Origin of the sequence: Dyadobacter koreensis (assembly GCF_900108855.1) — a bacterium.
GTDB lineage: Bacteria > Bacteroidota > Bacteroidia > Cytophagales > Spirosomataceae > Dyadobacter > Dyadobacter koreensis.
In genome coordinates this window covers 14,566-34,909 of the sequence record NZ_FNXY01000013.1, presented here as the reverse complement: position 1 = coordinate 34,909, position 20,344 = coordinate 14,566, and the positions used below count along the sequence as shown (strand labels likewise).

Sequence of the window (20,344 nt, the reverse complement as noted above, 5' to 3'; positions counted from 1 at the left end):
TCCTACTGACCAGAGCGGTTAAAATAGCAAATCTCCTGCTTTATCCGGGAGCTCAATCAGGTGAACCGAAATCTGTATCAACCCTCCCCCTGCTACCAACGCTTCAATAAAGCCGGCTACAAATTTCAGCGTGCTTAATGATAAAATTAAGATCAACGAATAATCTTTCCTGGAAGAACTTAGGCCGTTCCGGATAAGTTTATTGTATAAAAGCCAGTTCATACTGTTTTGGTACCGGAATTTCGGATCTTAATTTTTGAGCCGCTTTCAACGGGAAATATGGATTTCTTAAAAACTCCCGGCCAACAAACACAAGGTCAGCATCGCTGTTGGCCAGTATGGTTTCTGACTGTTCTGCGTTCGTAATCATGCCTACCGTACCGACAAACAAAGTATCCCTCATTTCACGTTTGATCGCACTTGCAAAAGGCAATTGGTATCCCGGCCCGGAAACAATTTTAGCGCCGGGAACCGTTCCTCCGCTCGATACATCGATGATATCTATGCCGGCTTGCGAAAGTTTTTTGCTTAACCAAACAGAATCATCGACCGTCCAGCCCTGCTCGATCCAGTCAGTAGCGGATATACGTACAGCAATTGGAAGATCCTTCGGCCACACTTCTTGTACACGCTCAATGACCTCAAACAAAAGTCTGGCGCGGTTTTCACGGCTTCCACCATATTGATCGGTACGCTGGTTAGGAATTGGAGATAAAAACTCATTGATTAAGTAACCATGCGCAGCGTGAATTTCAATCAGTTCAATACCGGCTTTCAAAGCTCTCAGTGCTGCATCGGCAAATGATTGTTTAATTTCATCAATATCCTGTTGGGACATCTCGCGGGGTGTCTGCATTATGGTCGAGAACGGAATCGCGGAAGGCGCTATGGTTTGCCAGCCATCTTCGTCTTCCGGCATCAGCGCTCGACTTTCACCACCCTGCGCCCAGGTACTGCCTTTTCTGCCCGAATGTGCCAGCTGGATCGCTGCTATACCTCCACTATTCTTGATAAACGAAGCGATTTTTGCAAGTGGGGCAATATGCTCATCTTTCCATATTCCCAGATCGCCAACTCCTATCCGACCGTCAGCACGAACTGCTGTTGCTTCAAGCATCACTGCGCCTGCACCTCCCATCGCCCTGGATCCATAATGTACCAAATGCCAGTCGGTCGCAAAACCATCTGCTGCGGAATACATGCACATCGGCGAGGTTATAATCCGATTTCTAAACGTTATTGATTTGATAGTTAGGGGACTAAATAACTTTGACATAATATTACTTTAATAAAATAAAAGCATTATTGGCAGTGAATCACCACCAATAACGCTCAATAAAATTTACTTTTTATTTGCTGTACAGGTGGAATAATTTTGCAACGACTTTCCACGCTCCGTCCACTTTAATCAATGAGTGGTAATCTGTAAAGTCTTCACCAGCAGCATCACTTTCCATCTCAACACGGACAACAGCTGTGGTTGGTGTTTTATGCAGTACCGACAGATGTGTCTTGATGTAAGAAGCTGCACCGAATTTCTCTATATAGGTATAAAGGTTTTCAATGCTGCCCTCAGACAAACCTTCCGGTAAATGTCCGTACATGACAGCATCTTTATGGAATGTCTTTTTCAATAAATCCACATCGCCGGTTCTGAGTCCTTCAACGTATCCTTTTACTACCGCCAATACTTCGTCGTAATCCTGAACTGTATTGATATTTTTATTTTCTGACATCATTTTACTTTTTAACGTGATAAACTTTACTTACAATTTTCCACAGCTCACCATCTTTGACCAATGTAAACATATCAGCAAATTTGCTGGGTCCGAATTGTGACTCGATCCGGACAATAGCAACATCTTCTGCTACATCCAGTGTGGTCAGTTCGTAACTCGCTTCCGTAGGCTCCCAACTATCGAAACCATCAATTAACACCTGTATCGGTACACTTTTTAATTTACCTTCCTCGTTCCAAGACATTGTTGCAGTCGGTGAAAATGCTTCCGCTGCGATTTTTCCGCTGGCTTTCCGCCCACCTTCCACGTACAAATCTATTGCACGTAGTATACCTTGTTTTTCCTCCTGTGAAACTTCCATAATCTGGTTATTTTTAGTTTAGTTCTTATTGATACTATTCGTGCATGATACCCAAAAAAATGGTAATAATGCCAATGCTAAAACCTGTTTGCCCCATGGGTCATACTATATTAATTATCTGCTTAACCATTTAATTTACAGCTATTTTATAGCCCTTATTTGTTTTACAAAATTACATTTAACCATAGCAACTGAGTATTCTATTCAGCTCAAATAATCTTGCTATTTGGTCCAATTAGAGGAGTTAAATAAGGTGTTATTTACGCCTGAGCATGTGATGCTGGCCAGGTCCGATTGAACCAGAATCAAATATCCGGTTATAAAAAAAGCCTCACCAAAATTTGGCAAGGCTTTATGCATCTGATATTTCAATTACAAGGTTGCCATATCAATCACAAACCGGTAGCGAACATCACCTTTTAACATTCGGTCATAGGCTGCGTGAATATCTTTTATGTCAATAAGTTCAATGTCGGAAACGATATTGTGCTCGGCACAGAAATCAAGCATTTCCTGCGTTTCAGCGATGCCGCCTATGCCCGATCCTGCAACACTTTTTCTTCCACCAAGCAAACTAAACGCCGCTATTTCCGCTGGTTTCGAAGGAACACCTACGCAGATCAGCGTACCGTCTGTCCGCAGCAAAGAAAGGTACATATTGAAATCATGTTCGGCAGAAACGGTGTCCAGAATGAAGTCAAAGGTCCCCAAAGCCGCCTTTACCTGAGCTTCATCGCTGGTAACAACAAAATGATGCGCCCCCAGTCTTTTTGCATCTTCTTCCTTTTTTGGTGATGTACTTAAAACTGTTACTTCCGCACCGAAAGCAAGGCCAAACTTTACACCCATATGCCCCAGACCGCCAAGACCAAGTACCGCCAATTTATGTCCTTTTCCCACTTTCCAATGTCTGAGAGGAGAATAGGTAGTGATACCTGCGCACAGCAACGGTGCAACAGCAGCCAGTTCTAGTTTATCAGAAACATGCAATACGAATTCTTCCCGCACCACAATGGTATTGGAATAGCCACCATAAGTTGGTGTTTTCCCATCACGTTCCAGTCCGTTGTAGGTTTGCGTATTGCCTTCCAGACAATATTGTTCAAGATCTCTTTTGCAATTCTCACACTCCTGGCAGGAATCAACCATACAGCCTGTTCCGGCCAGGTCGCCCACTTTGAATTTCTTTACGTGATCACCAACATTGACCACACGACCAACGATTTCATGTCCCGGTACCATGGGGAAAATGCCCGGAAACCAGTCGTTATTGATCTGATGCAGATCGGAGTGGCAAACACCACAATATAAAATATCAAACTGAACGTCGTGCGGGCCAACTTCCCGGCGTTCAAACTCCCAGGGCGCTAAATCTTCGTTCGGACTCTGCGCGGCGTATCCTTTGGTTTCTATCATCTTGGTTAGTCTGTTTAAAATTAATATTGGAGTTTGTTCAAATTTCGTAAGCGCCGCCTTGACTTTACCGCATGCGGTACTATTCGCTAAATTACTTCACCTGTTTTAGTGCTTCCTTGATGAGTGTCTCCCCATCATGCATCGTGATCACTTTGCCAATGGTACTATCATCTTGCAAAATTGCAACAAGCGTATCGACCACATTGGCAATTGAATTTGACAGAGGCTCTTTTACATCCACTGAAATTTTCCCAGTTCCGCTTTCTTCCTTCAATGCGCCGGGCTGCAAAATGGTATAGTTTAGGTTTGTCTGGCTGGTAAGGTATAGGTCCGCGTAATGCTTGGCGATATTGTAATCTGTTATATCTTTCAAGAAAGATTCGTTCCAGTGAATGGGTTCAAGAGCAAATACTGAACTAAGCAAAACAAATCTGTTTACACCTGCTTTCTCCGCAGCCTGCATGGTTTTAACCGCACCGTGCAAATCAATTTGCAGCAAATTCTTTCCTTTTGAACCCGCTACAAAATAAACGGCATCAATATTTCCCGTCATTGCCTCCACCATACGATCCACATCCCATAATAAATCAAAGGCAATGAAGGATATATTTTCCGACGGGGAAGAATTGTTTTCATGCCTTGATCCTGCCAAAACAGTGTAATCCGATTCCGCAAGTTTACTTACCAAAGCCGAACCTACGCGTCCGCCTGATCCGATTACCAATATTTTTTTCATAAGATCTGATTTAAATGTCTAGCTCCGGAATACGGAAGGAGTCTGACCATGGTATTGCTTAAAAATCCTTGAAAAATGGGAAACGTTTTCAAATCCGAGCGTGTAACAAATGTCAGAAACAGACATGAGGGTAGTTTCCAGCATATCCTTTGCCTTTTCCAGCCGCTTCTCTCGTATCCACAAAGCCGGAGACGTATTGTAAACCATTTGAAAATCTCTTTTGAAACTCGACAAACTTCTGCCTGAAAGATAAGCCAGCTCCAATAAGGAAACCGGCGAGGCATAATGTTGCTCCACGACATGACGGATTTCCGCCCGCACCGGTTGATGCAATTGGAGAATCTGCAAAAACATATTGCGGTTACATTCCGCAATGTCGTACAAAAGCTCCATAATTTTCAGCCGTAACTGCCCCGGATGCACAATGGAATCGTTATAAAAATAGGGTTTAAGGGAATGGGCGAATGCCACCAGACATTCATTCATCGGGTACACCGCCGTCTTAATCTCGCCTTCGATTTTGGGGACTTTAACTTCTGATGATGCCAGAAACGTTTTTAGAAGATCATCTTTCAGACTGAACATCAGACTGTCATAGATGTTATCATTATCCGGATTGCCTACTTTATCATATTGCACCGAAATCGCTTTCTTTAAAAGAATCATGTCGTTCTTTCCAAGCGTGTACTGCTGCTTTCCATAAGTCAGCGTGACAGTCCCTTCCAAAACAATCAGCAGTAAATGCTCTTCCAGATACATTGTGCCTTTGGCCTCCATGCTATGTATGCATTGCTCAATGACCGAACAGCCATTCAACATTAAAGCACTCTGTTGCCCCGGCCCGCTTACCAGCGCCGTAGGAACCTTAATCACTTTGTTCATATCAATGCTATCAAAAGTCCGATTTTTAGCAACCTGATTGTGCGGATCAGGCTACCGGCTTATTCCTAATTGAACTAGGATACAAAGATACTTATCATTAAATTCTCTTAATGTTCTATTTAGTTCAAAAAGTTTGCTGATTTAGCTCAAACATGTAAGAGCTGACCACCTGCGATTTCCAGATTGCCGCAAGTCTTTTCAGGCGATGCTTACTTTTTCTGAATCATTCCAATGTCCGTTAACCACGCCAAAAAACTTTCAGGCCAGTATTTCAGGGTTTCCCCTTTTGTAAAATCCATGGCAAATCCATGCGAGCCTTTATTGTAAATATGCATTTCGGCCGAAATCCCTGCTTTCAGCAGCGATGAATAAAACTCAACACTTTTGGCGGCCGTCGTCAGCTTATCGTCGTGGGCATTGATGATAAAAACGGGCGGACAACTTTCCTTATGAACCGAATAATTTTTTAAAAGTGCACCATAAAAAAGACCTGCAAAATTGGGTTTCCAGCTAACCTTGCCGGGGTCTTTGGTTACATCGTCGGTTGCTGCGAGTTCTACCGCCAAGGTTCCACCAGCGGAAAAACCTGCTATGCCGATTTTATTGGGATCAATTTTAAGTTTAGAGGCATCTTTCCGTAAAGTAATGATGGCCTGCTTTGCATCATCGAATGCAGCTTCAAAATAGGTATCTCTGGGAGTTACAAAGTTTTTGGTGCTGTCTCTGGAATTCAGGCGATATTTTAAAACCAGCGATGCCACGCCTCGTTCTTTGAGCCAAAGTGCAAGGTCGGTACCTTCCCGATCAAACCAATTATCGACAAAACCACCTCCCGGACATATCACCACGGCGACCCCGGTTTCTTTGCCGGGCGGTGGCAGATGAAGAACATAAGTAGGGACAGACACTTTGCGAAAAACCCGGTTTTTCTTTGAAATAGACTCGGGATTGACTTCGAAATTTACCATCTCTTCTGCAGTGGTGTATTTCACCGGATTATCTTTGATACCCGATGGCCATAACGGTTTTTCTTCGAATGTCTGGGCATCAGCGGTAAGTCGCAGGGTAAGCGAAAGACCAATTGTTAACAGCGTTATCGATATGTTTTTCAGGTTCATAGCACAGGATTTATGATTATAAACTCTTGAAAAACGCATTCAATACTTCCACCGTTTTCGCCAGCTTGTCGTGATGCAGATTGTGCCCTGCTCCATCGATATGAACTAATTTGCCGTTCTGCATAACGCGGGCCGCTTCTTCATTGGCCTTGCGTACTTCGGGCTTTGCATCTGCTTTTAATATTAACGACGGCACCTTGATTTTTGCCAGGGCATCTGCAGTACTCATCGTGCCTGTCAGGGCCTGAGCTTGTTCGGGCGTATAGGGACCATGGTATTGCTTTTTTGAGACGGCCCAATAATATATATCCACATCGTCCCACAGCGGATTCTGACGCTTCCCTCTCGCTACAACCTCATCAAATGGCGTATTATTCTGGGCAACAAGGGTATCCGGACTTTTGAACATATTGGGTCTGCGGACTGGCGTCTGGCCTGCTGGTGCAGCGGATGCACCAGCAGCCTGCGGTGCCGGGCTGGAAACGCGGTTAGCTACGGAGGGATCAAGCATGATAATCGCTTTTGCCAGGTCTGGATACTGTGCGCCTACCCGCATGACGGTGGCTGCTCCCATCGAATGCCCCATCAGGATCGGCTTTTCAAACTTCATGAATTTGACAAAATCCACGACGTCTTTGATCATCGTTTCGCCATTATCCGTTGCCGTAGGCGGATCAGTCAAGCCGTGACCGCGTGCATCAATCATATAAATATCATAGGCGTCCTGCAATTTTAAAGTGAGTGTAGTCCAGCTAAGTCCAATATCGGTGTAACCGTGCACCATGATCATCACAGGTTTACCCGGCGCAGGCTTGGCGTGATAGTAATGCGAACGTATTCCATTGACATAGGCATATCCATCGGTCCAGCCTTCTGGAAATTTAACAGACTGCGCATTGACGGCAAGCGCGGGTAAGACAAAAAAAAGGATCAGCGTTGCCAAATACTTTTTTGCTTGTGGAATCGTGGTTCTGTTCATTCGTGGTTTAGTTAAAACATGAAAAAAATGGTAGCAGGTTTTATGCCCCGCCTTCGACATTCATTAGTACTGAACTCAAAAAAATAGATGCTACATCGCCTCAATCTCTATCACAACGCTTGTTCTCCTGGCATTCACAACCGGATTAAATCCTGCCGTCATCAGATATTCTCCGGAATAAACCTGATCTTCCCTGATAGCAGATTTCGTCCCGGGATAGAGATTCAACTCCTTCACTTTATAATTTTTGGAAGCATCCAACCCTTCCAGACGAATCGGCGTATCGGAGCCGTCTCCGTTTCTGTTTCCGACCAGATACGCGAATAGAACAGCTTTGGATTTGCTTTTGGTCGCATACATCAGCGCCGCATAATCATTTTTCTTAGGGTCAACCAACCGGAAAAGATCGCCCTGAAATATGACATCTTTCACCGCATTGTAATGGGCAACGGCCTGCTGACTGAATTGCAGATCCTTTTCATTTAAATGACTTACCACAATATCATACCCCAACCGGCCCATCATGGCCACATCCGTACGGAATTTCAAAGGTTGTTTCCCCCAATCTGTTACGTGCGCGCTCAGTGCGATTGATGGAAAGAAGTAAGAATATTCCCACTGCATAAAAATCCTTTCCAAAGGATCCGTATTATCGCTGGGCCAGAATTCCGTGAAATATTTCAGTGCTTCATAATCCACACGGCCACCGCCGCCAGAGCAAAGCATCATCAAAACTTTGGGGTATTTCGCCCGCAGCTTTTCGAGAACTTTATATAATCCTTTCACATAATCGACATAGAGTTTGGACTGTGCCTGCTTACTTTTTTCAAGGTAAGCGGAGTAGGGATTGAATGTGGTTGCGTTACAGTCCCATTTGATGTAGGCGATGTCCGGATTTTCGGTAAAAAGTTTATCCAGAATGCCATACACAAAATCCTGAACCTCCGGATTAGACAAATCCAGCGGAAGCTGATTGCGCATATAGTGTTCAGGTCGCTGGGGTTGTTTGATCACCCAGTCCGGATGTTTTTCATACAGTTCACTTTTGGGATTTACCATTTCCGGCTCAACCCATATCCCGAATTTGATTCCGGTTTTCTGCGCTTCCTTCACCAGATAACCAATTCCATTGGGCAATTTCTTTACATTTTCCTGCCAGTCTCCTAATCCCGACCCGTCACTGTTCCTTGGATATTTATTGGCAAACCAGCCGTCATCCAGCAAAAACAGATCAACCCCCAGCTTCTTGCCATCTTTGAAAAGCTCAGAAAGTTTGTTTTCATTAAAATCAAAATAGGTAGCTTCCCAGTTGTTTAAAAGCGTCATTCTGGTACCTTCTCCATCGAGTATCCGATATTTTCTGGCCCAGTTATGCAGGTTGCGGCTCGCTTCTCCTTTTCCATTTTCTGAGAAAGTGTAGATGAAAGAAGGCGTTTTAAATTCCTGTTTTGAAGCGAGCGGATATTCCGAGGCATAAGGATTGATACCTGCGAGTAACCGCAAATTATGGTAGGAATCAACCTCAAATTCCATTTTGAAATTACCTGACCAGGCCAGTGTTCCCAGTAAAACTTTTCCTTCTGTTTCTGTTGCCGGTTTATCAAATGAAAGTGAAAAAGTAGGTGGCTGGTAGAGATTGGCGCGTGTTCCCAGCTTGGAATCTAATACGCGGATTCCGGCTGTCAGTTGCTCTTCTTCGGGATTCATTTCTTTGGCCCAGGTACCGTTGTAGTGTGTCAGATAATAATCTTTTGCGATAAAATAAAGATTGGCAGAAGCGTATTTTTCAAGCGTAACGGGCTTTTTCTCTTCGCTTTTAATCACACTCCACTGCTCAACGACATTTTCCTGGAAATAGGTTTTGTAAAAAAGGGTTACTTCCACTGCATACACCGGATCCTTCAAAACAATGCTGGTAAGACTCACATTGTCATTTTCCTTTGCGGTATTGTGGCTGACATAGATAAGATCCAATGATTTGTTTCCGTCGCCATGCGTAACTTGCAGCGCGGGCTCGGAGACATTCCATGTTCCCGCAGGCGTGTAAGCCGAGTTGTAAATTCCCGCATTACCGTCAAGTTGACGGCTCTGCGAGAGGATGAGTTTGTATTCTGTTGGCTGACTTAATTTCTTTCCGAAATAAGTAATACCAAGATGATTGTCCTTATCCGTTTGCAAGACCAGCACATTTTGTCTGGTTTCTATCGGAATAATGGTTGGCGCATGCTGCGCAAAAGAACTGGTTCCGATTATTGCAAGTAAAACGCTGTTGAAAATATGCTTATACACAACTATATAATTTGATATGGATTAATTTATTCACCTGTGCCAAACCGAACGGCCTTGATTCTGATTGGTGCGCCGGTAAAAACGAAATAAACGTCTTTGACACCTGATGCCGCACCGGCTGCGATGTCAAGAATCATTTTGTCACTGTATTCACCCGAAAACTTGCCTAAAAGAATTCCGTATGCGCTGCCGGCATGTGCCTCAATTGTTCCGGTTGGAGGTGTCGGCGCATTACGCCCGGGAGCACGGATAATTTCAATATGTTTGATGCCCGCCAGATCAGTTCCTTTAAGTCTGAATGACGCGCCGGAATTTCTGACAAACGCCATCGTACTGTCGTTGTTAAAACTGATTTCTTTAAACTGGTCGCCTAATGTTACGGGCACCATTGGATTTCTAAGAACAACAGTTGCTTCCGATGATTGCGAAGATGCTGTTTTTGTACCCCGATCGGCATATGCGGCGCGGAATATAAAGCTGCCTTCAGTATCACCCTTCGGTACAGCCGTTGTATACGTACCTTTTACAGGCAATGTTTTGGCAGGTTTCGGTGCATCCGACAAGCTCATAATGTAGCGGACAATTCCTTTCACATCGCTTTCTGCCATCGTCGGATGCGCGGGCATAAATGCATCTCCCCAAACACCCGAACCACCGTTTAATATCTTTTTAGACAAACCTGCTACTGCGGATGGATCACCCTTGTACTTCGCAGATATAGCCGTAAACGAAGGACCCAGCACCTTTTCTTTAATGGCATGACAAGCCTTGCAATCGCCATTATTGATCAGCGAAATTGCGGTCGCATATTGCGCAGAAGCGTCTACACTCATTTGTTTTTGTGCAATCCGGGTTAAATTAAAACCCTCAGACAGATAGTTGGTACTGACCGAGACCTGGGAAGGCGCTATTTTTTTGTTTACAAGACTGCCATCTTCCCTATCGCTTACACGCACCTCATACTGAATACTTTTTCCCGGAAAATAAAAGGTTGAATTGCCTTTGGTTATTTTAAATTCTACCACCGGAGGCTCGTTACCAGCTTTCATTTCAACCGATTTGGTATTCTTCTCCCCCGCTTTGTCCGTCACAGTCAGGGTTGCATTATAAGTGCCCGGTGTGGTAAAAGTGATGGACGGATTAGCCTCTTTCAGCGTTTTGAAAACGGCGTTGTTTTTCCTGACCACCCATTCATATTGTAACGCGTCGTCTTCATCAAAATCTTTTGTGCCATCAGAAGACAGCGTAACCTGCATTGGAATTGCGCCTGCCGTTTTGCTGGCTGATGCTTCTACCAAAGGCTTCCTATTTCCGCTGTTGTACTCAATCCGGATCAGTTCTGCCTCCGGGTTGTCTTTGAAATATCCATTTCCATATTCCAGCACATAGAGATCTCCGTCAGGTCCAAATTTCATGTCGATCGGCCCTTTTAGTTTCAGATCGGGCAAAAAACGCTCCATGGATTTGTATTCGCCGTTTTCCTCCATTTCCACCACATTGACCCAGCCGCGCACCCAGTCGGTGATGAACCACTTTCCTTCATAGTAGTCGGGAAATAAACGGGATGCTTTTTTGAAATCCTCTTTTCTGAAAACCGGTCCGCCTACTGCGCTGTTACCGCCGCTTTCCATCAGCGGAAACTCCTGGCTTTGTGCCTTTGAATACCAGATAAAGGCAGGCTGTGCAGCCGGAAGCTCTTTTAAACCAGTGCTGTTTGGAGAGTTGTTGACCGGATGCGAAGGGTCAAAAGGTGCTCCGGAAACTTTGGTGGCGAAGTCATATTTCACGTAAGCCTTATTATTGGCAACAAAATACGGCCATCCGTAAAACCCCGGTCCTTTGGCACGGTTGAATTCATCATAGGACTGTGGTCCGCGTTTTTCGATGTCATCGCGGGAACCGTCCGGACCTACTTCTCCCCAGTAAAGCCATCCTGTTTTCGAATCGATTGTTGGTCGCCACGGGTTTCTGTTGCCCATGGTGTAAATTTCAGGCCGGGTCTGCGGCGTTCCCGGAGGAAAAAGGTTGCCTTTTGGAATGGTGTACGTGCCATCTGGTTCAGGATGGATACGCAGAATTTTTCCTCTCAAATCATTCGTATTGGGAGATGACTTCTGAGAGTCACGGGGGGATTCTCCCGGTCTTTCATCAAGGGGCGCAAAACCATCAGAAGCGCGGGAAAATGTGTTATCGCCCGTAGTCAGATACAGGTTTTTGTCTTTATCGAAAAGCATACCTCCACCTACGTGACAGCATTCTTCACGTTGCACTGCTACTTCCATCACAACTTTTCGGGTGTTTTCCAGAAGCTCCTTACCATGCCACTCGTAACGCACCAGCACGTTTTTAGGATCATCACCAGCGAGTGAGTAATAAATATAAATCCAGTGGTTTTTTTCGTAATCCGGATCCAGAATCACGCCCTGCATGCCATCTTCCCCTTCGGTGACTTCTCCTGCTTTGTTTACATATTTTGTACTGACGGCAAACTCAGCGACCGTCTCCATAGTTTGTGACTTCGGATCATACACTTTCAATTTACCTTTCCGCTCCGCATAAAGTACCTTGCCGTCTTTAAGAATCTGAAACTGCATGGGTTCTTCAAGCCTTTGAGCCAGAACCACTTTGGTAAAACGGTTACTTTCCGGCTTTTTTGGTGTTTGTGCCAATAATGAATGAATTGGCACAAAAGAAACGAAAAATGAGAAAGCCACTAATGAAGGCTTTCTCAAACATTTTGTTAGAAAATTGTAAGTATGGAACATTATTTAAACAGTTGATAAGCTTTACTAAGAAATGGTTTATACATCGGCTCGTGCTTTGGCATATTCAGGTAAAACAGTACAATCATATTGTTCTCCGGATCTATAATGTAATCTGTTCCGTACAATCCTCCCCAGGCAAATGCAGTGTTAGAAACTTCCGGAACCGGTTTTTTGTCGGCATTGTAAAGTTCAAATCCAAGCCCGAACTGAAAACCTTTACCGCCAGAGTTCTCGGCAGGAAGGCGGTTCACCTTGGTCATCAGCTCAATGGTCTCAGGTTTGAGAATACGTTTGCCATTGTATTCGCCTTTGTTAAGCAGCATCTGGCAAAACTTGGCATAGTCACCGATTGGCCCGTTCAGTCCGATAGCACCCTCTGCATAGGTTTGAACCGGGCTGATCGTGGTTTCGCTGAACTTGTTGGATTGTAGCACGAGTTTACCGTCAATGTCACTGTAAGCTTTCACAAACCGGCTAAGCTTTGAGGGTTCATAGTACCAATCCGTTTCAGTCATACCCAAAGGATTCAGCACCGTTGATTTGACATACTCACGCAGACTTTTCCCGGATATGAGCTCGACCATATAGGCCAGCATATTCGTGCTGATATGGTAACTCCACTCGCTGCCGGGATCGAAGCCCAGGGGATATTTAGCCAGGGCAATCATATCATCTTTGAGATATTTCGCCGTGCCGGCCCCGCCGGTACGCTGTCCCGGGCCTGCCGGTGGTGTTGAATTTGCGGTTGTAGCGGCGCTCTTTTTCTCCATTTCGGCGCGACGTGCCTTTCCCACCAGCCCGGCGCTGAGTCCGGAAGAGTGCGACATAAGATGGGCGAATGTCATGGGCGTTTTCACCGGCCTTGTCTCAAATGTTCCATCCTCTTTAATGGCTGTCGCCACTTTGTCGGAGATCTCGGGAAAATATTTAGAAACCGGATCGTCAACCGATACCAAACCTTTTTCCACCAAAGTCATAAAAGCGACTGTGGTCACCGCTTTCGTTTGAGAAAACAGGATATAGTAATCATCCACAGCGGCCGGAATTTTGTTTTCAACGTCTTTAAATCCAAATGCTTTGTTGTATACTACGTTTCCGCCTTTGGCAACAAAACCTACAATGCTGCTGGCTTTTTTCTGATCAATAAAGCTTTGCAGCAGCGAGTCAATGCGTTTTGTTTTGTCTGCACTGGTGCCGGTGACTTTCAGATCAGCCTTGTAATTTAATTCCTGCGGCACTGCCGATTTTTGCTGGGCAATGGTGCTGGTGAATGCTGCCAAAAGCGCAACGCTCAAATATATTTTTTTCATGATTAGTATTTTAAGTTGATAGAGCCTATTCAGCGAAGGATCATTTTTGAAATCAGTACTGTATAAAATAGAGATTACATATTGAAAACTCAAAAAAGATAAAACCTACCTGTTACCAGAAGCCATAAAAGCGCTATTTTCCATAAATATTCTTCAAGTCCCCTTCAAACAATGTGTACTTGTCGTCATAAAACTTCTTAAAATCCGGTACGGCGGGATGCCCCGGGAATGGAGCGTAATAATGGGTCGGACTTTGGGTATCGTTGCGCCAGACAAGCACATAAGCTAAGTTCAACTTATTTTTTTGCAGCACTTTAAGCAGCACATCCGTGTACCACACAGGATTCACAATGGATTCAAGACCTGTCTCGGTCATGGCAGCGAGCTTTTTGTTTTCCAGGGCGAAATCATTTACAATTTTGAGTTTTTTGATCGCCTGTTCCAGGTTATACTTGCCGTCGCGTCCCATGTCTCCGTAATTATCCATTCCAACCAAGTCAACCCAGTCGTTGCCCGGATACCGCTCCGTGAATTCCGCTACGGTATTGAATTTATTGTCAGGCGAAAAAGAATAAATCAGGTTATGGACGTCCAGGCTATCTCTGAGATAACCGGCCGTAAATTGCCACAACGATTTGAATTCATCCGGCGTGCAATGTGCCTTACCCCACCAGAACCAATCTCCGTCAAACTCATGATAGGGTCTGAAAATAAGCGGAATAGCCTCTCCTTCGGCACCTTTCAAACTTTTAAACCAACCGGCAAGACCTTGTAAAATGACCTTATAATCCTCGTGATTTTTACCTCCCGGAACAATGTATTTAACAGCAGGTAATGAAACAGAATCCTTCCAGTAAAACCCACCGCCCGAAACCGGATTGGAGAAATGCCAGGATAGGGTTGTAATTCCGCCACGCGCATAGGTATCAGTGACCAACTTTCTTAGACGGTCTTCACTCTTTTTTATGGATTCGGCAGATCTGCCCGTGAGTGGCGCAATGTCAACACCGATTACTGCGGGGTGCGAACCAACGACTGATTTTACGTCCGATCGTCCCGGTTCGTCACGCCAGCCGTGTCCGTAGTCGGTAGCATCCTGATGCCCAAAAAGTGTATGCTTTTTGGCTAACCCGTGCATATTCCGGTAAAGTGCCGCCGTCTCTTTTGTTGCCTTGGGGTCTATCAGTTTTTGAGCGCAGGCCATTGTCACTGACATTGTCATCAGTGCCGCCAAAGCGATTGCTATTTTGTTTATTTTGAATTGAATGTGCATTTGAAATAAGTATTGCTGTACTAAAATGAACTGGAAAGGCATAAAAAATAGAATTTTTTCTTGCAAAAATAGGACGGATCAGAATGCAGATGGATTATGGAAAACCCTACTTTTTTAAAATTTAGGGTTTTCCCTTGAAGTCAGTTCAACTGTGCTGAGAGTAGCACCAAAGCATTTCCAGCAGGTACGACCATGCCATAGTTGATAGCTTGATCAAGATCGCCATCTGGGAAGAGTCCATTTGCGTTTAATGTTTAGGTGAAAGATTGTTACGAAAACCATGTATTTACGTTTTCTGCAAGTACACAATCTGAAAAACATACCCAACCATCTGCAAATGGTAACTTACATTGCCTGGCCTGTAAAATATCCCTGAACTTCCGGAAGGATTTATAGAAATTGCATTTTTGACAAAAATCGTCCCTGTGAGACACATACTACCTCCAATCCAAAAATCTACGAGAGTCGTAACCTTAAAAGATTTCGAGATATGTTCGGGAGAAAACAAAATTTCTTTGCGTTTGAGCTCGGCGAAGAATGGAACCAGCAAAAAATCTCACTCCCCGAACAAAAAGAGAGGATCGATGCTGATATTTTGGAGCAAGTTGCGGAGATTCTCAAAATCCTGGCTAAGGTGATCCGGAATTTTGATGACGAGAAGGCGATTAATATTATTTCAAATACTTTTACAGAAAATATTATTGGCAATGCTTTCAATTGCGGAAACATTCATTTGCATCCAATAGAGAAGATTGTTCAACTTCATGATAAGAAGATTGCTTTGTGTGAGCGGATGTTGAAGGAAAAGGATGAGATGACGGGGCAGTTGGAGTGGTTGGTTGGGATATAATCATTGTCTTTAATGTGACTAAGAAACCATCTTAAAAATTTATAATACACTGATAATTTGTAGTTACCAAATTTCAAAATTATCGAATCTCATAGATATGCGGTACTTGGATATCATATACCGTTTAATAAGTTACCTAGTGGTTTCTTCCGTTTAATCAATAGTTTCCGTTTTTTGTGCCAAATATATCATCCCTCTCAAAGTTTAAATTGCATGGCTGGACATTCTACACCTAAGTACCTACTTTTTCTACTGAGCAAGTCTGTCAACGCGACCTTCTGCGTCACGCGTGAGTTAAAAATTTAAGTATTATAGACCGAGGCCATAGCTGTTTCAGAAATACGTCTTGTTTCGGATCGAATCAACTGTTATGTGGTAAGCCCTACAAAAAATTTTCAATTAAATAATTAATTAACCAATTATATGGAAAAATGGATTTCAATAATCGCCGACATGTGCGGCGTTCTAGGTTTCGTAACTAGCCTATTCGCAGTGTCGAAAGTAAATAACATAAGGAAAAGCATGTCAAGCAATAATAAGGTCGACATTTCAGGTCGAACGGACATAGGTGGTGATTTTGTTGGTCGGGATAAGAATTAAATTATGCCAGAAAATTCTGTTTCAGTAGACAATGCGTCAATTGGAGGAAAATTCACGGGAAGGGATGACAATTCAATATCCTTTAATCAAACCGGGGATAGGTCAATGTATTTGCATGACCTATATGAGAAATTCAATCAAGAAAAGGAAAATAATCAAGATTTGAAGGACTTCTGTGAAGAACTAGACTACCTAAATTCTATTATCGATGTCGAGGTTATCGGATTGGAACAAAAGTTGATTGATGGAGATCGCGAATACATGTTACTTTATGCAAAAGAAGTAAAAGAGCGCTTTCATAAGAAGCTAATGAGAACTTCACAATACTCATCAATAGCTCAGGACATAAACGTCTTTTTATTGACAAAAGTAAGGCGCGGATTTATGACGGAGATATATGGCTTAATCTGTAAGAAAGGATCAGAAGAGAAAATAAACCTACTGATAACTGAAAGAATCATAAATCCAGTAAAAGCAGATCTCGGAGTAAATCTATTTCGCTACAATGAAGATGATATAATGGGTATGATATTTTTTCTAACAGGCAATTGCCATATCAAGTGGAATTAAAATATGCTAGTTTACCATCCTGCATTTGACATATACAACTGTGCTTTTCGAATTCTCCAAATCATGAATCTTATGAAACAGGATGAAATTGAAGTTGATCGATTAAGAATTTGGGATTTCTATTTAACGTTTCCGAATGAGGCTCGCAAAATAACCTTTCCTAATGATCTCGCAGAATTAAAAAAAGTGTTTAAATCTAAGTCTGAAAATCCATATGAGGACTTGATGGACCCAAAGCGAATTATTGAACGTATGGAACCATATCAGACATCTGCACTCCGATGTCTTGTTTCTTACGGCTTAATTGATGGAAGCTCTTTATCTAAGAGTGTAGTCAAACGAACTGAAAAAGATATCCCTGCTGAATTAGCTGTTAAACTTTCAGATTTAAGCAAGGAAAAATTAAATATCATCAAATTGATTTTGGGATTTCGAGAATTACCTCTCTATGGAAAGGTTGGTTTGAAATTCCGTACCGGCCTTATTGATTTCAAGTATGATGCAAAATAGACCAACATTATTTCTAAATAGACTGATTGTCAGGACACATAACAATTCAATTGCCTACGACGAAAAATTCCATGAAGGGGTAAATATTGTTCGAGGTATGAATAGTTCTGGAAAGTCGACAATTTCCAACTTTATTTTCTATATCCTGGGAGGTGCGTACAATAATTGGACTTCCGAAGCTGCGAAATGTAAAGACGTCATTGCCGAGGTAATATTTAATGGAGCAGCAATCACCTTAAAGAGAGCAATCTCTACGGGTGCTCTGGAACCGATGGGTGTTTATTGGAATAATTATGTGACTGCAAGTCAAGATAGCCTAAATTGGCAATTGTACCCATATAAACAAACCTCTAACCTGATAAGCTTTTCTAACGTTCTATTCAATGCGCTTTCATTTCCAGAAGTCAAGACCGACACAGACAGCAATATTACAATGCATCAGATTTTACGACTGCTGTATATTGATCAAGACACACCCACACAAAGTCTTTTTCGTTTCGAAAGATTCGATCAACCACTAACCAGAGAAGCCATTTCAGAAATCTTATTAGGTGTGTATGATGATTCGCTTTATACTGACAGATTAAATTTGAAGCAAGCCGTCAAAGACAGTGACGAAAAGAAGAGAGAATTCGACAATTTGAACAAGATTCTTAATCAGGCTGGTGCGGTTACAAATATAAATGGTATCGAAAAAGAAATTGCAGAAACCAGGGAATCATTAAATAAGGTTGAGACCGCAATATCGGAACTAAGAAATAAACCCACTATTCGAACTTCCAAGAAAACCGAACTGTCCTCTGAGAAAATCCTGTCTGAGTTATCAAGCACTAAAAATAATATAAGGGTAACGAAGGATTCCATCAATAGATACGAATTAGAAATTGCAGACTCCAAGCAGTTCATCGACACTTTAAAAAAAAGAGTTACAGAGCTTAGCAATTCCCTATTGACCAGAAAAATTCTCGGCGAGTTGCCGTTAACGCATTGTCCTCAATGCCTGAGTACACTGGAAACTCATTCCAATGAGGGCACTTGTCATCTTTGTAAGCAACCGCTATCAGAAGAAGTTGAACGAGCTAATGCTAAGCGCTTATTTCAAGAAATGGAACTTCAAATAAAAGAATCTAGTAGTCTTTTAGATTATAAAAACAAAAAACTTGCCGAACTATCTGGATTATTACCTTCTCAAATTGAAAGGGCGAGACTCTTGCAAAAACAATTGGATGACTCCGTAGAAAATCCGCAAACTACAAGAGATGAAAGAATAGACGCCTTATTGATCACGAAGGGGGGGATTGAAAACAATATTTTATACTTGACTCGTCAAATAAAGGTAGTTGAATTAGTCGAGCTGTTAAGAAGTCAGTTAGCTGATCTGGCCGCTGTAATTAAGACCTTACGCTTAAATATAGAAGAAAAGGAAAATGCGCAGAACAGTAAGTATAACCAGGCAATGAGTAAAATAAAAGAACTTACACTTTACATTCTCAAAAATGATTTGGATAGGCAGGAGGAATTCCGCAGTGGAAAGGTCGTGGAAATTGACTTTCTGCGCGACACTTACTCATTGGATGGCGGAAACAATTTCTCAGCAAGTTCAAAGACTTATTTTAAGAATGCTGTACTTTTTGCAATTTTCTTTGCAAGCTTGGAGCTAGACTTCTTTCGTTACCCGAGGTTCATACTATGTGACAATATGGAGGATAAAGGAATGGAGAAAGCAAGAACCCAAAATTTTCAAGATCTTATTACCGCCATGTCTGACAGTTATGAGCAAGAGCATCAAATCATTTTTACAACTTCGATGATTTCCGATCAGCTCAATAATAAACCTTACTGTGTTGGAAAAGATTACACCAGGACAGAGAAAACTCTCATCCTGTAATTGTATCTGGACTTTGAAAGTTGTAATAGGATATTTTTCAATGGCAAAACCGGCTTAGTGTGGTACCTCCCAATGACATACAACATTAAGTCTTGATATTATATTCGTATAAAGCGCTCATCCAAAAACAAACAAAACCATCCGCCGTCAAGATCAAATGATCCAGAACCCGGATATTCAGCAATTCACTCGCCTTTCTCATATTCTCAGTAATATACTTATCAGCATCACTCGGAACGAGTCGCCCGAAAGGGTGATCATGTGCCAGAATGATCCATGTTGCTTTGGTTTTCAGAGCAGCTGCAAAACTTCAAAAAACCCTAGCCCCCGGCTGGCATTGTTTAGTAGCAGTATCTTGAACTCTTAATAAATCCAAGTGCCGTGGGGCTTCACCCTGTCAGCGCTTACCCTGAACGATCTCAACATTTCTGACGATTGCTTCTTCTACTTTTTCCGGATTGTGGGAACAGATATACAAACCTACAAAAAGTGGGGCAGATAAATCGGGCATGTAATGCGAACCGACGGTCTTTAAGGCTTCCCCTTTTTTTGCCACCCGCATGGTATACGCATCGCCCTTGCGCTCTACCTGAATGGTCTGAATATATTTTTGGGGACTAAAAATTTCGTCTTCAGGATCACGCATGGACATGCCTTTTTTAACTCGCCACTGAAGCACGGCCAAGCCATCGCCATGCGCTACGGCACTGATGTGCGCGGCATCGTCGGTCAGGGATTCACGAACCATCCAGCCTACTTTTCGATGCGGATCAGTACCGGCGCCAACAAATTCAAAATCAGCCGTTACAGTAAAATCGCCGCTTACTTTTTTGAACAAGAACTGAAATTCATCCCGAGCAAACCAGATGTTATATCCGGAACCTCTCAGCCTATATTCCCTGGTCGCCGCGTTATATGTTGACGAGCCGGCCAGTTTGGGCTTGCCAATGTCCTGGCTATGCTGGAAAACACCAATTGGTTTGTCGGCGGTGAAGCTGAAAGAAATACCAATGGCTGCGATTAAGAGTAATAAATTTGCTGTACGCATTGATTATAAT

At 43.0% G+C, this 20,344-nt stretch carries 19 protein-coding genes; 4 read left to right on the top strand and 15 right to left on the bottom strand.

What is annotated here, in order from left to right; all coding sequences use genetic code 11:
• Positions 1-18: 18 nt before the first annotated feature.
• The 13 genes from BMY70_RS30370 to BMY70_RS30310 form a co-directional block, all read right to left on the bottom strand.
• Positions 19-222 (bottom strand): hypothetical protein, encoded by a 204-nt coding sequence (locus tag BMY70_RS30370; protein WP_090342449.1) that lies wholly within the window; start codon positions 220-222, stop codon positions 19-21.
• Positions 200-1,276 (bottom strand): NADH:flavin oxidoreductase/NADH oxidase, encoded by a 1,077-nt coding sequence (locus BMY70_RS30365; RefSeq protein ID WP_090342446.1) that lies wholly within the window; start codon positions 1,274-1,276, stop codon positions 200-202. The genes BMY70_RS30370 and BMY70_RS30365 overlap by 23 nt, the downstream gene beginning before the upstream one ends.
• A 73-nt stretch (positions 1,277-1,349) precedes the next feature.
• A complete protein-coding gene (locus BMY70_RS30360) occupies positions 1,350-1,739 on the bottom strand; it encodes a nuclear transport factor 2 family protein (RefSeq protein ID WP_218148694.1) in 390 nt (129 codons plus the stop codon).
• 1 nt (position 1,740) lies between these two features.
• Positions 1,741-2,100 carry a nuclear transport factor 2 family protein gene (locus BMY70_RS30355; RefSeq protein ID WP_090342442.1) on the bottom strand — a complete coding sequence of 120 codons (360 nt, stop codon included), beginning with the start codon at positions 2,098-2,100 and terminating at the stop codon, positions 1,741-1,743.
• A gap of 372 nt (positions 2,101-2,472) precedes the next feature.
• Entirely contained in the window at positions 2,473-3,516 is a 1,044-nt protein-coding gene (locus BMY70_RS30350; protein WP_090342437.1) for an NAD(P)-dependent alcohol dehydrogenase, read from the bottom strand.
• A 91-nt stretch (positions 3,517-3,607) separates the two neighbouring features.
• Entirely contained in the window at positions 3,608-4,252 is a 645-nt protein-coding gene (locus BMY70_RS30345; protein WP_090342434.1) for an NAD(P)H-binding protein, read from the bottom strand.
• 18 nt (positions 4,253-4,270) lie between these two features.
• Positions 4,271-5,134: an AraC family transcriptional regulator gene (locus BMY70_RS30340; protein WP_090342430.1), complete on the bottom strand. Its 864-nt coding sequence runs from the start codon at positions 5,132-5,134 to the stop codon at positions 4,271-4,273.
• Between the two features lie 209 nt (positions 5,135-5,343).
• Complete coding sequence (locus BMY70_RS30335) at positions 5,344-6,252, bottom strand: alpha/beta hydrolase (RefSeq protein WP_177197172.1); 909 nt, start codon at positions 6,250-6,252, stop codon at positions 5,344-5,346.
• A 16-nt stretch (positions 6,253-6,268) separates the two neighbouring features.
• Positions 6,269-7,231 carry an alpha/beta fold hydrolase gene (locus BMY70_RS30330; protein ID WP_177197171.1) on the bottom strand — a complete coding sequence of 321 codons (963 nt, stop codon included), beginning with the start codon at positions 7,229-7,231 and terminating at the stop codon, positions 6,269-6,271.
• Between the two features lie 90 nt (positions 7,232-7,321).
• Entirely contained in the window at positions 7,322-9,520 is a 2,199-nt protein-coding gene (locus BMY70_RS30325; RefSeq protein ID WP_229209835.1) for an alpha-galactosidase, read from the bottom strand.
• Between the two features lie 26 nt (positions 9,521-9,546).
• Entirely contained in the window at positions 9,547-12,189 is a 2,643-nt protein-coding gene (locus BMY70_RS30320) for a PQQ-dependent sugar dehydrogenase (RefSeq protein ID WP_177197170.1), read from the bottom strand.
• A 95-nt stretch (positions 12,190-12,284) separates the two neighbouring features.
• Positions 12,285-13,595, bottom strand: a complete 1,311-nt coding sequence (locus BMY70_RS30315; protein WP_090342411.1) for a serine hydrolase domain-containing protein — start codon at positions 13,593-13,595, stop codon at positions 12,285-12,287.
• A gap of 133 nt (positions 13,596-13,728) precedes the next feature.
• The gene (locus tag BMY70_RS30310) at positions 13,729-14,868 is read right to left on the bottom strand and encodes a glycoside hydrolase family 26 protein (RefSeq protein WP_229209834.1); all 1,140 of its coding nucleotides are present in this window, start codon (positions 14,866-14,868) and stop codon (positions 13,729-13,731) included.
• A 490-nt stretch (positions 14,869-15,358) separates the two neighbouring features.
• On the opposite strand from BMY70_RS30310, the gene BMY70_RS30305 reads away from it, so the two are divergent.
• From BMY70_RS30305 to BMY70_RS30290, 4 genes are all read left to right on the top strand, one after another.
• Positions 15,359-15,718 (top strand): XRE family transcriptional regulator, encoded by a 360-nt coding sequence (locus BMY70_RS30305; RefSeq protein WP_229209833.1) that lies wholly within the window; start codon positions 15,359-15,361, stop codon positions 15,716-15,718.
• A 603-nt stretch (positions 15,719-16,321) separates the two neighbouring features.
• Positions 16,322-16,888 (top strand): ABC-three component system protein, encoded by a 567-nt coding sequence (locus BMY70_RS30300; protein WP_090342403.1) that lies wholly within the window; start codon positions 16,322-16,324, stop codon positions 16,886-16,888.
• A gap of 3 nt (positions 16,889-16,891) precedes the next feature.
• A complete protein-coding gene (locus BMY70_RS30295) occupies positions 16,892-17,398 on the top strand; it encodes an ABC-three component system middle component 5 (RefSeq protein WP_310590666.1) in 507 nt (168 codons plus the stop codon).
• On the top strand, positions 17,385-19,286 hold the full coding sequence (locus BMY70_RS30290) for an AAA family ATPase (RefSeq protein WP_090342395.1): 1,902 nt from the start codon (positions 17,385-17,387) through the stop codon (positions 19,284-19,286). Before BMY70_RS30295 ends, BMY70_RS30290 begins: the two co-directional genes overlap by 14 nt.
• Positions 19,287-19,371: 85 nt before the next feature.
• Here BMY70_RS30290 and BMY70_RS30285 read toward each other — a convergent pair whose 3' ends face one another.
• Together BMY70_RS30285 and BMY70_RS30280 are read right to left on the bottom strand one after the other, a co-directional pair.
• Complete coding sequence (locus BMY70_RS30285) at positions 19,372-19,581, bottom strand: JAB domain-containing protein (protein WP_090342391.1); 210 nt, start codon at positions 19,579-19,581, stop codon at positions 19,372-19,374.
• A 102-nt stretch (positions 19,582-19,683) separates the two neighbouring features.
• On the bottom strand, positions 19,684-20,334 hold the full coding sequence (locus tag BMY70_RS30280; RefSeq protein WP_090342388.1) for a DUF1349 domain-containing protein: 651 nt from the start codon (positions 20,332-20,334) through the stop codon (positions 19,684-19,686).
• Between the last annotated feature and the right edge of the window lie 10 nt (positions 20,335-20,344).

What these genes read in the sequence shown, in the direction of transcription:
- BMY70_RS30295 (WP_310590666.1), top strand. Translation starts at nt 16,892, where the DNA reads ATGCTAGTTTACCATCCTGCATTTGACATATACAACTGTGCTTTTCGA.
- BMY70_RS30335 (WP_177197172.1), bottom strand. Translation starts at nt 6,252, where the DNA reads ATGAACCTGAAAAACATATCGATAACGCTGTTAACAATTGGTCTTTCG.
- BMY70_RS30355 (WP_090342442.1), bottom strand. Translation starts at nt 2,100, where the DNA reads ATGGAAGTTTCACAGGAGGAAAAACAAGGTATACTACGTGCAATAGAT.
- BMY70_RS30345 (WP_090342434.1), bottom strand. Translation starts at nt 4,252, where the DNA reads ATGAAAAAAATATTGGTAATCGGATCAGGCGGACGCGTAGGTTCGGCT.
- BMY70_RS30305 (WP_229209833.1), top strand. Translation starts at nt 15,359, where the DNA reads ATGTTCGGGAGAAAACAAAATTTCTTTGCGTTTGAGCTCGGCGAAGAA.
- BMY70_RS30350 (WP_090342437.1), bottom strand. Translation starts at nt 3,516, where the DNA reads ATGATAGAAACCAAAGGATACGCCGCGCAGAGTCCGAACGAAGATTTA.
- BMY70_RS30280 (WP_090342388.1), bottom strand. Translation starts at nt 20,334, where the DNA reads ATGCGTACAGCAAATTTATTACTCTTAATCGCAGCCATTGGTATTTCT.
- BMY70_RS30330 (WP_177197171.1), bottom strand. Translation starts at nt 7,231, where the DNA reads ATGAACAGAACCACGATTCCACAAGCAAAAAAGTATTTGGCAACGCTG.
- BMY70_RS30290 (WP_090342395.1), top strand. Translation starts at nt 17,385, where the DNA reads ATGATGCAAAATAGACCAACATTATTTCTAAATAGACTGATTGTCAGG.
- BMY70_RS30370 (WP_090342449.1), bottom strand. Translation starts at nt 222, where the DNA reads ATGAACTGGCTTTTATACAATAAACTTATCCGGAACGGCCTAAGTTCT.
- BMY70_RS30340 (WP_090342430.1), bottom strand. Translation starts at nt 5,134, where the DNA reads ATGAACAAAGTGATTAAGGTTCCTACGGCGCTGGTAAGCGGGCCGGGG.
- BMY70_RS30360 (WP_218148694.1), bottom strand. Translation starts at nt 1,739, where the DNA reads ATGATGTCAGAAAATAAAAATATCAATACAGTTCAGGATTACGACGAA.
- BMY70_RS30310 (WP_229209834.1), bottom strand. Translation starts at nt 14,868, where the DNA reads ATGCACATTCAATTCAAAATAAACAAAATAGCAATCGCTTTGGCGGCA.
- BMY70_RS30365 (WP_090342446.1), bottom strand. Translation starts at nt 1,276, where the DNA reads ATGTCAAAGTTATTTAGTCCCCTAACTATCAAATCAATAACGTTTAGA.
- BMY70_RS30300 (WP_090342403.1), top strand. Translation starts at nt 16,322, where the DNA reads ATGCCAGAAAATTCTGTTTCAGTAGACAATGCGTCAATTGGAGGAAAA.
- BMY70_RS30315 (WP_090342411.1), bottom strand. Translation starts at nt 13,595, where the DNA reads ATGAAAAAAATATATTTGAGCGTTGCGCTTTTGGCAGCATTCACCAGC.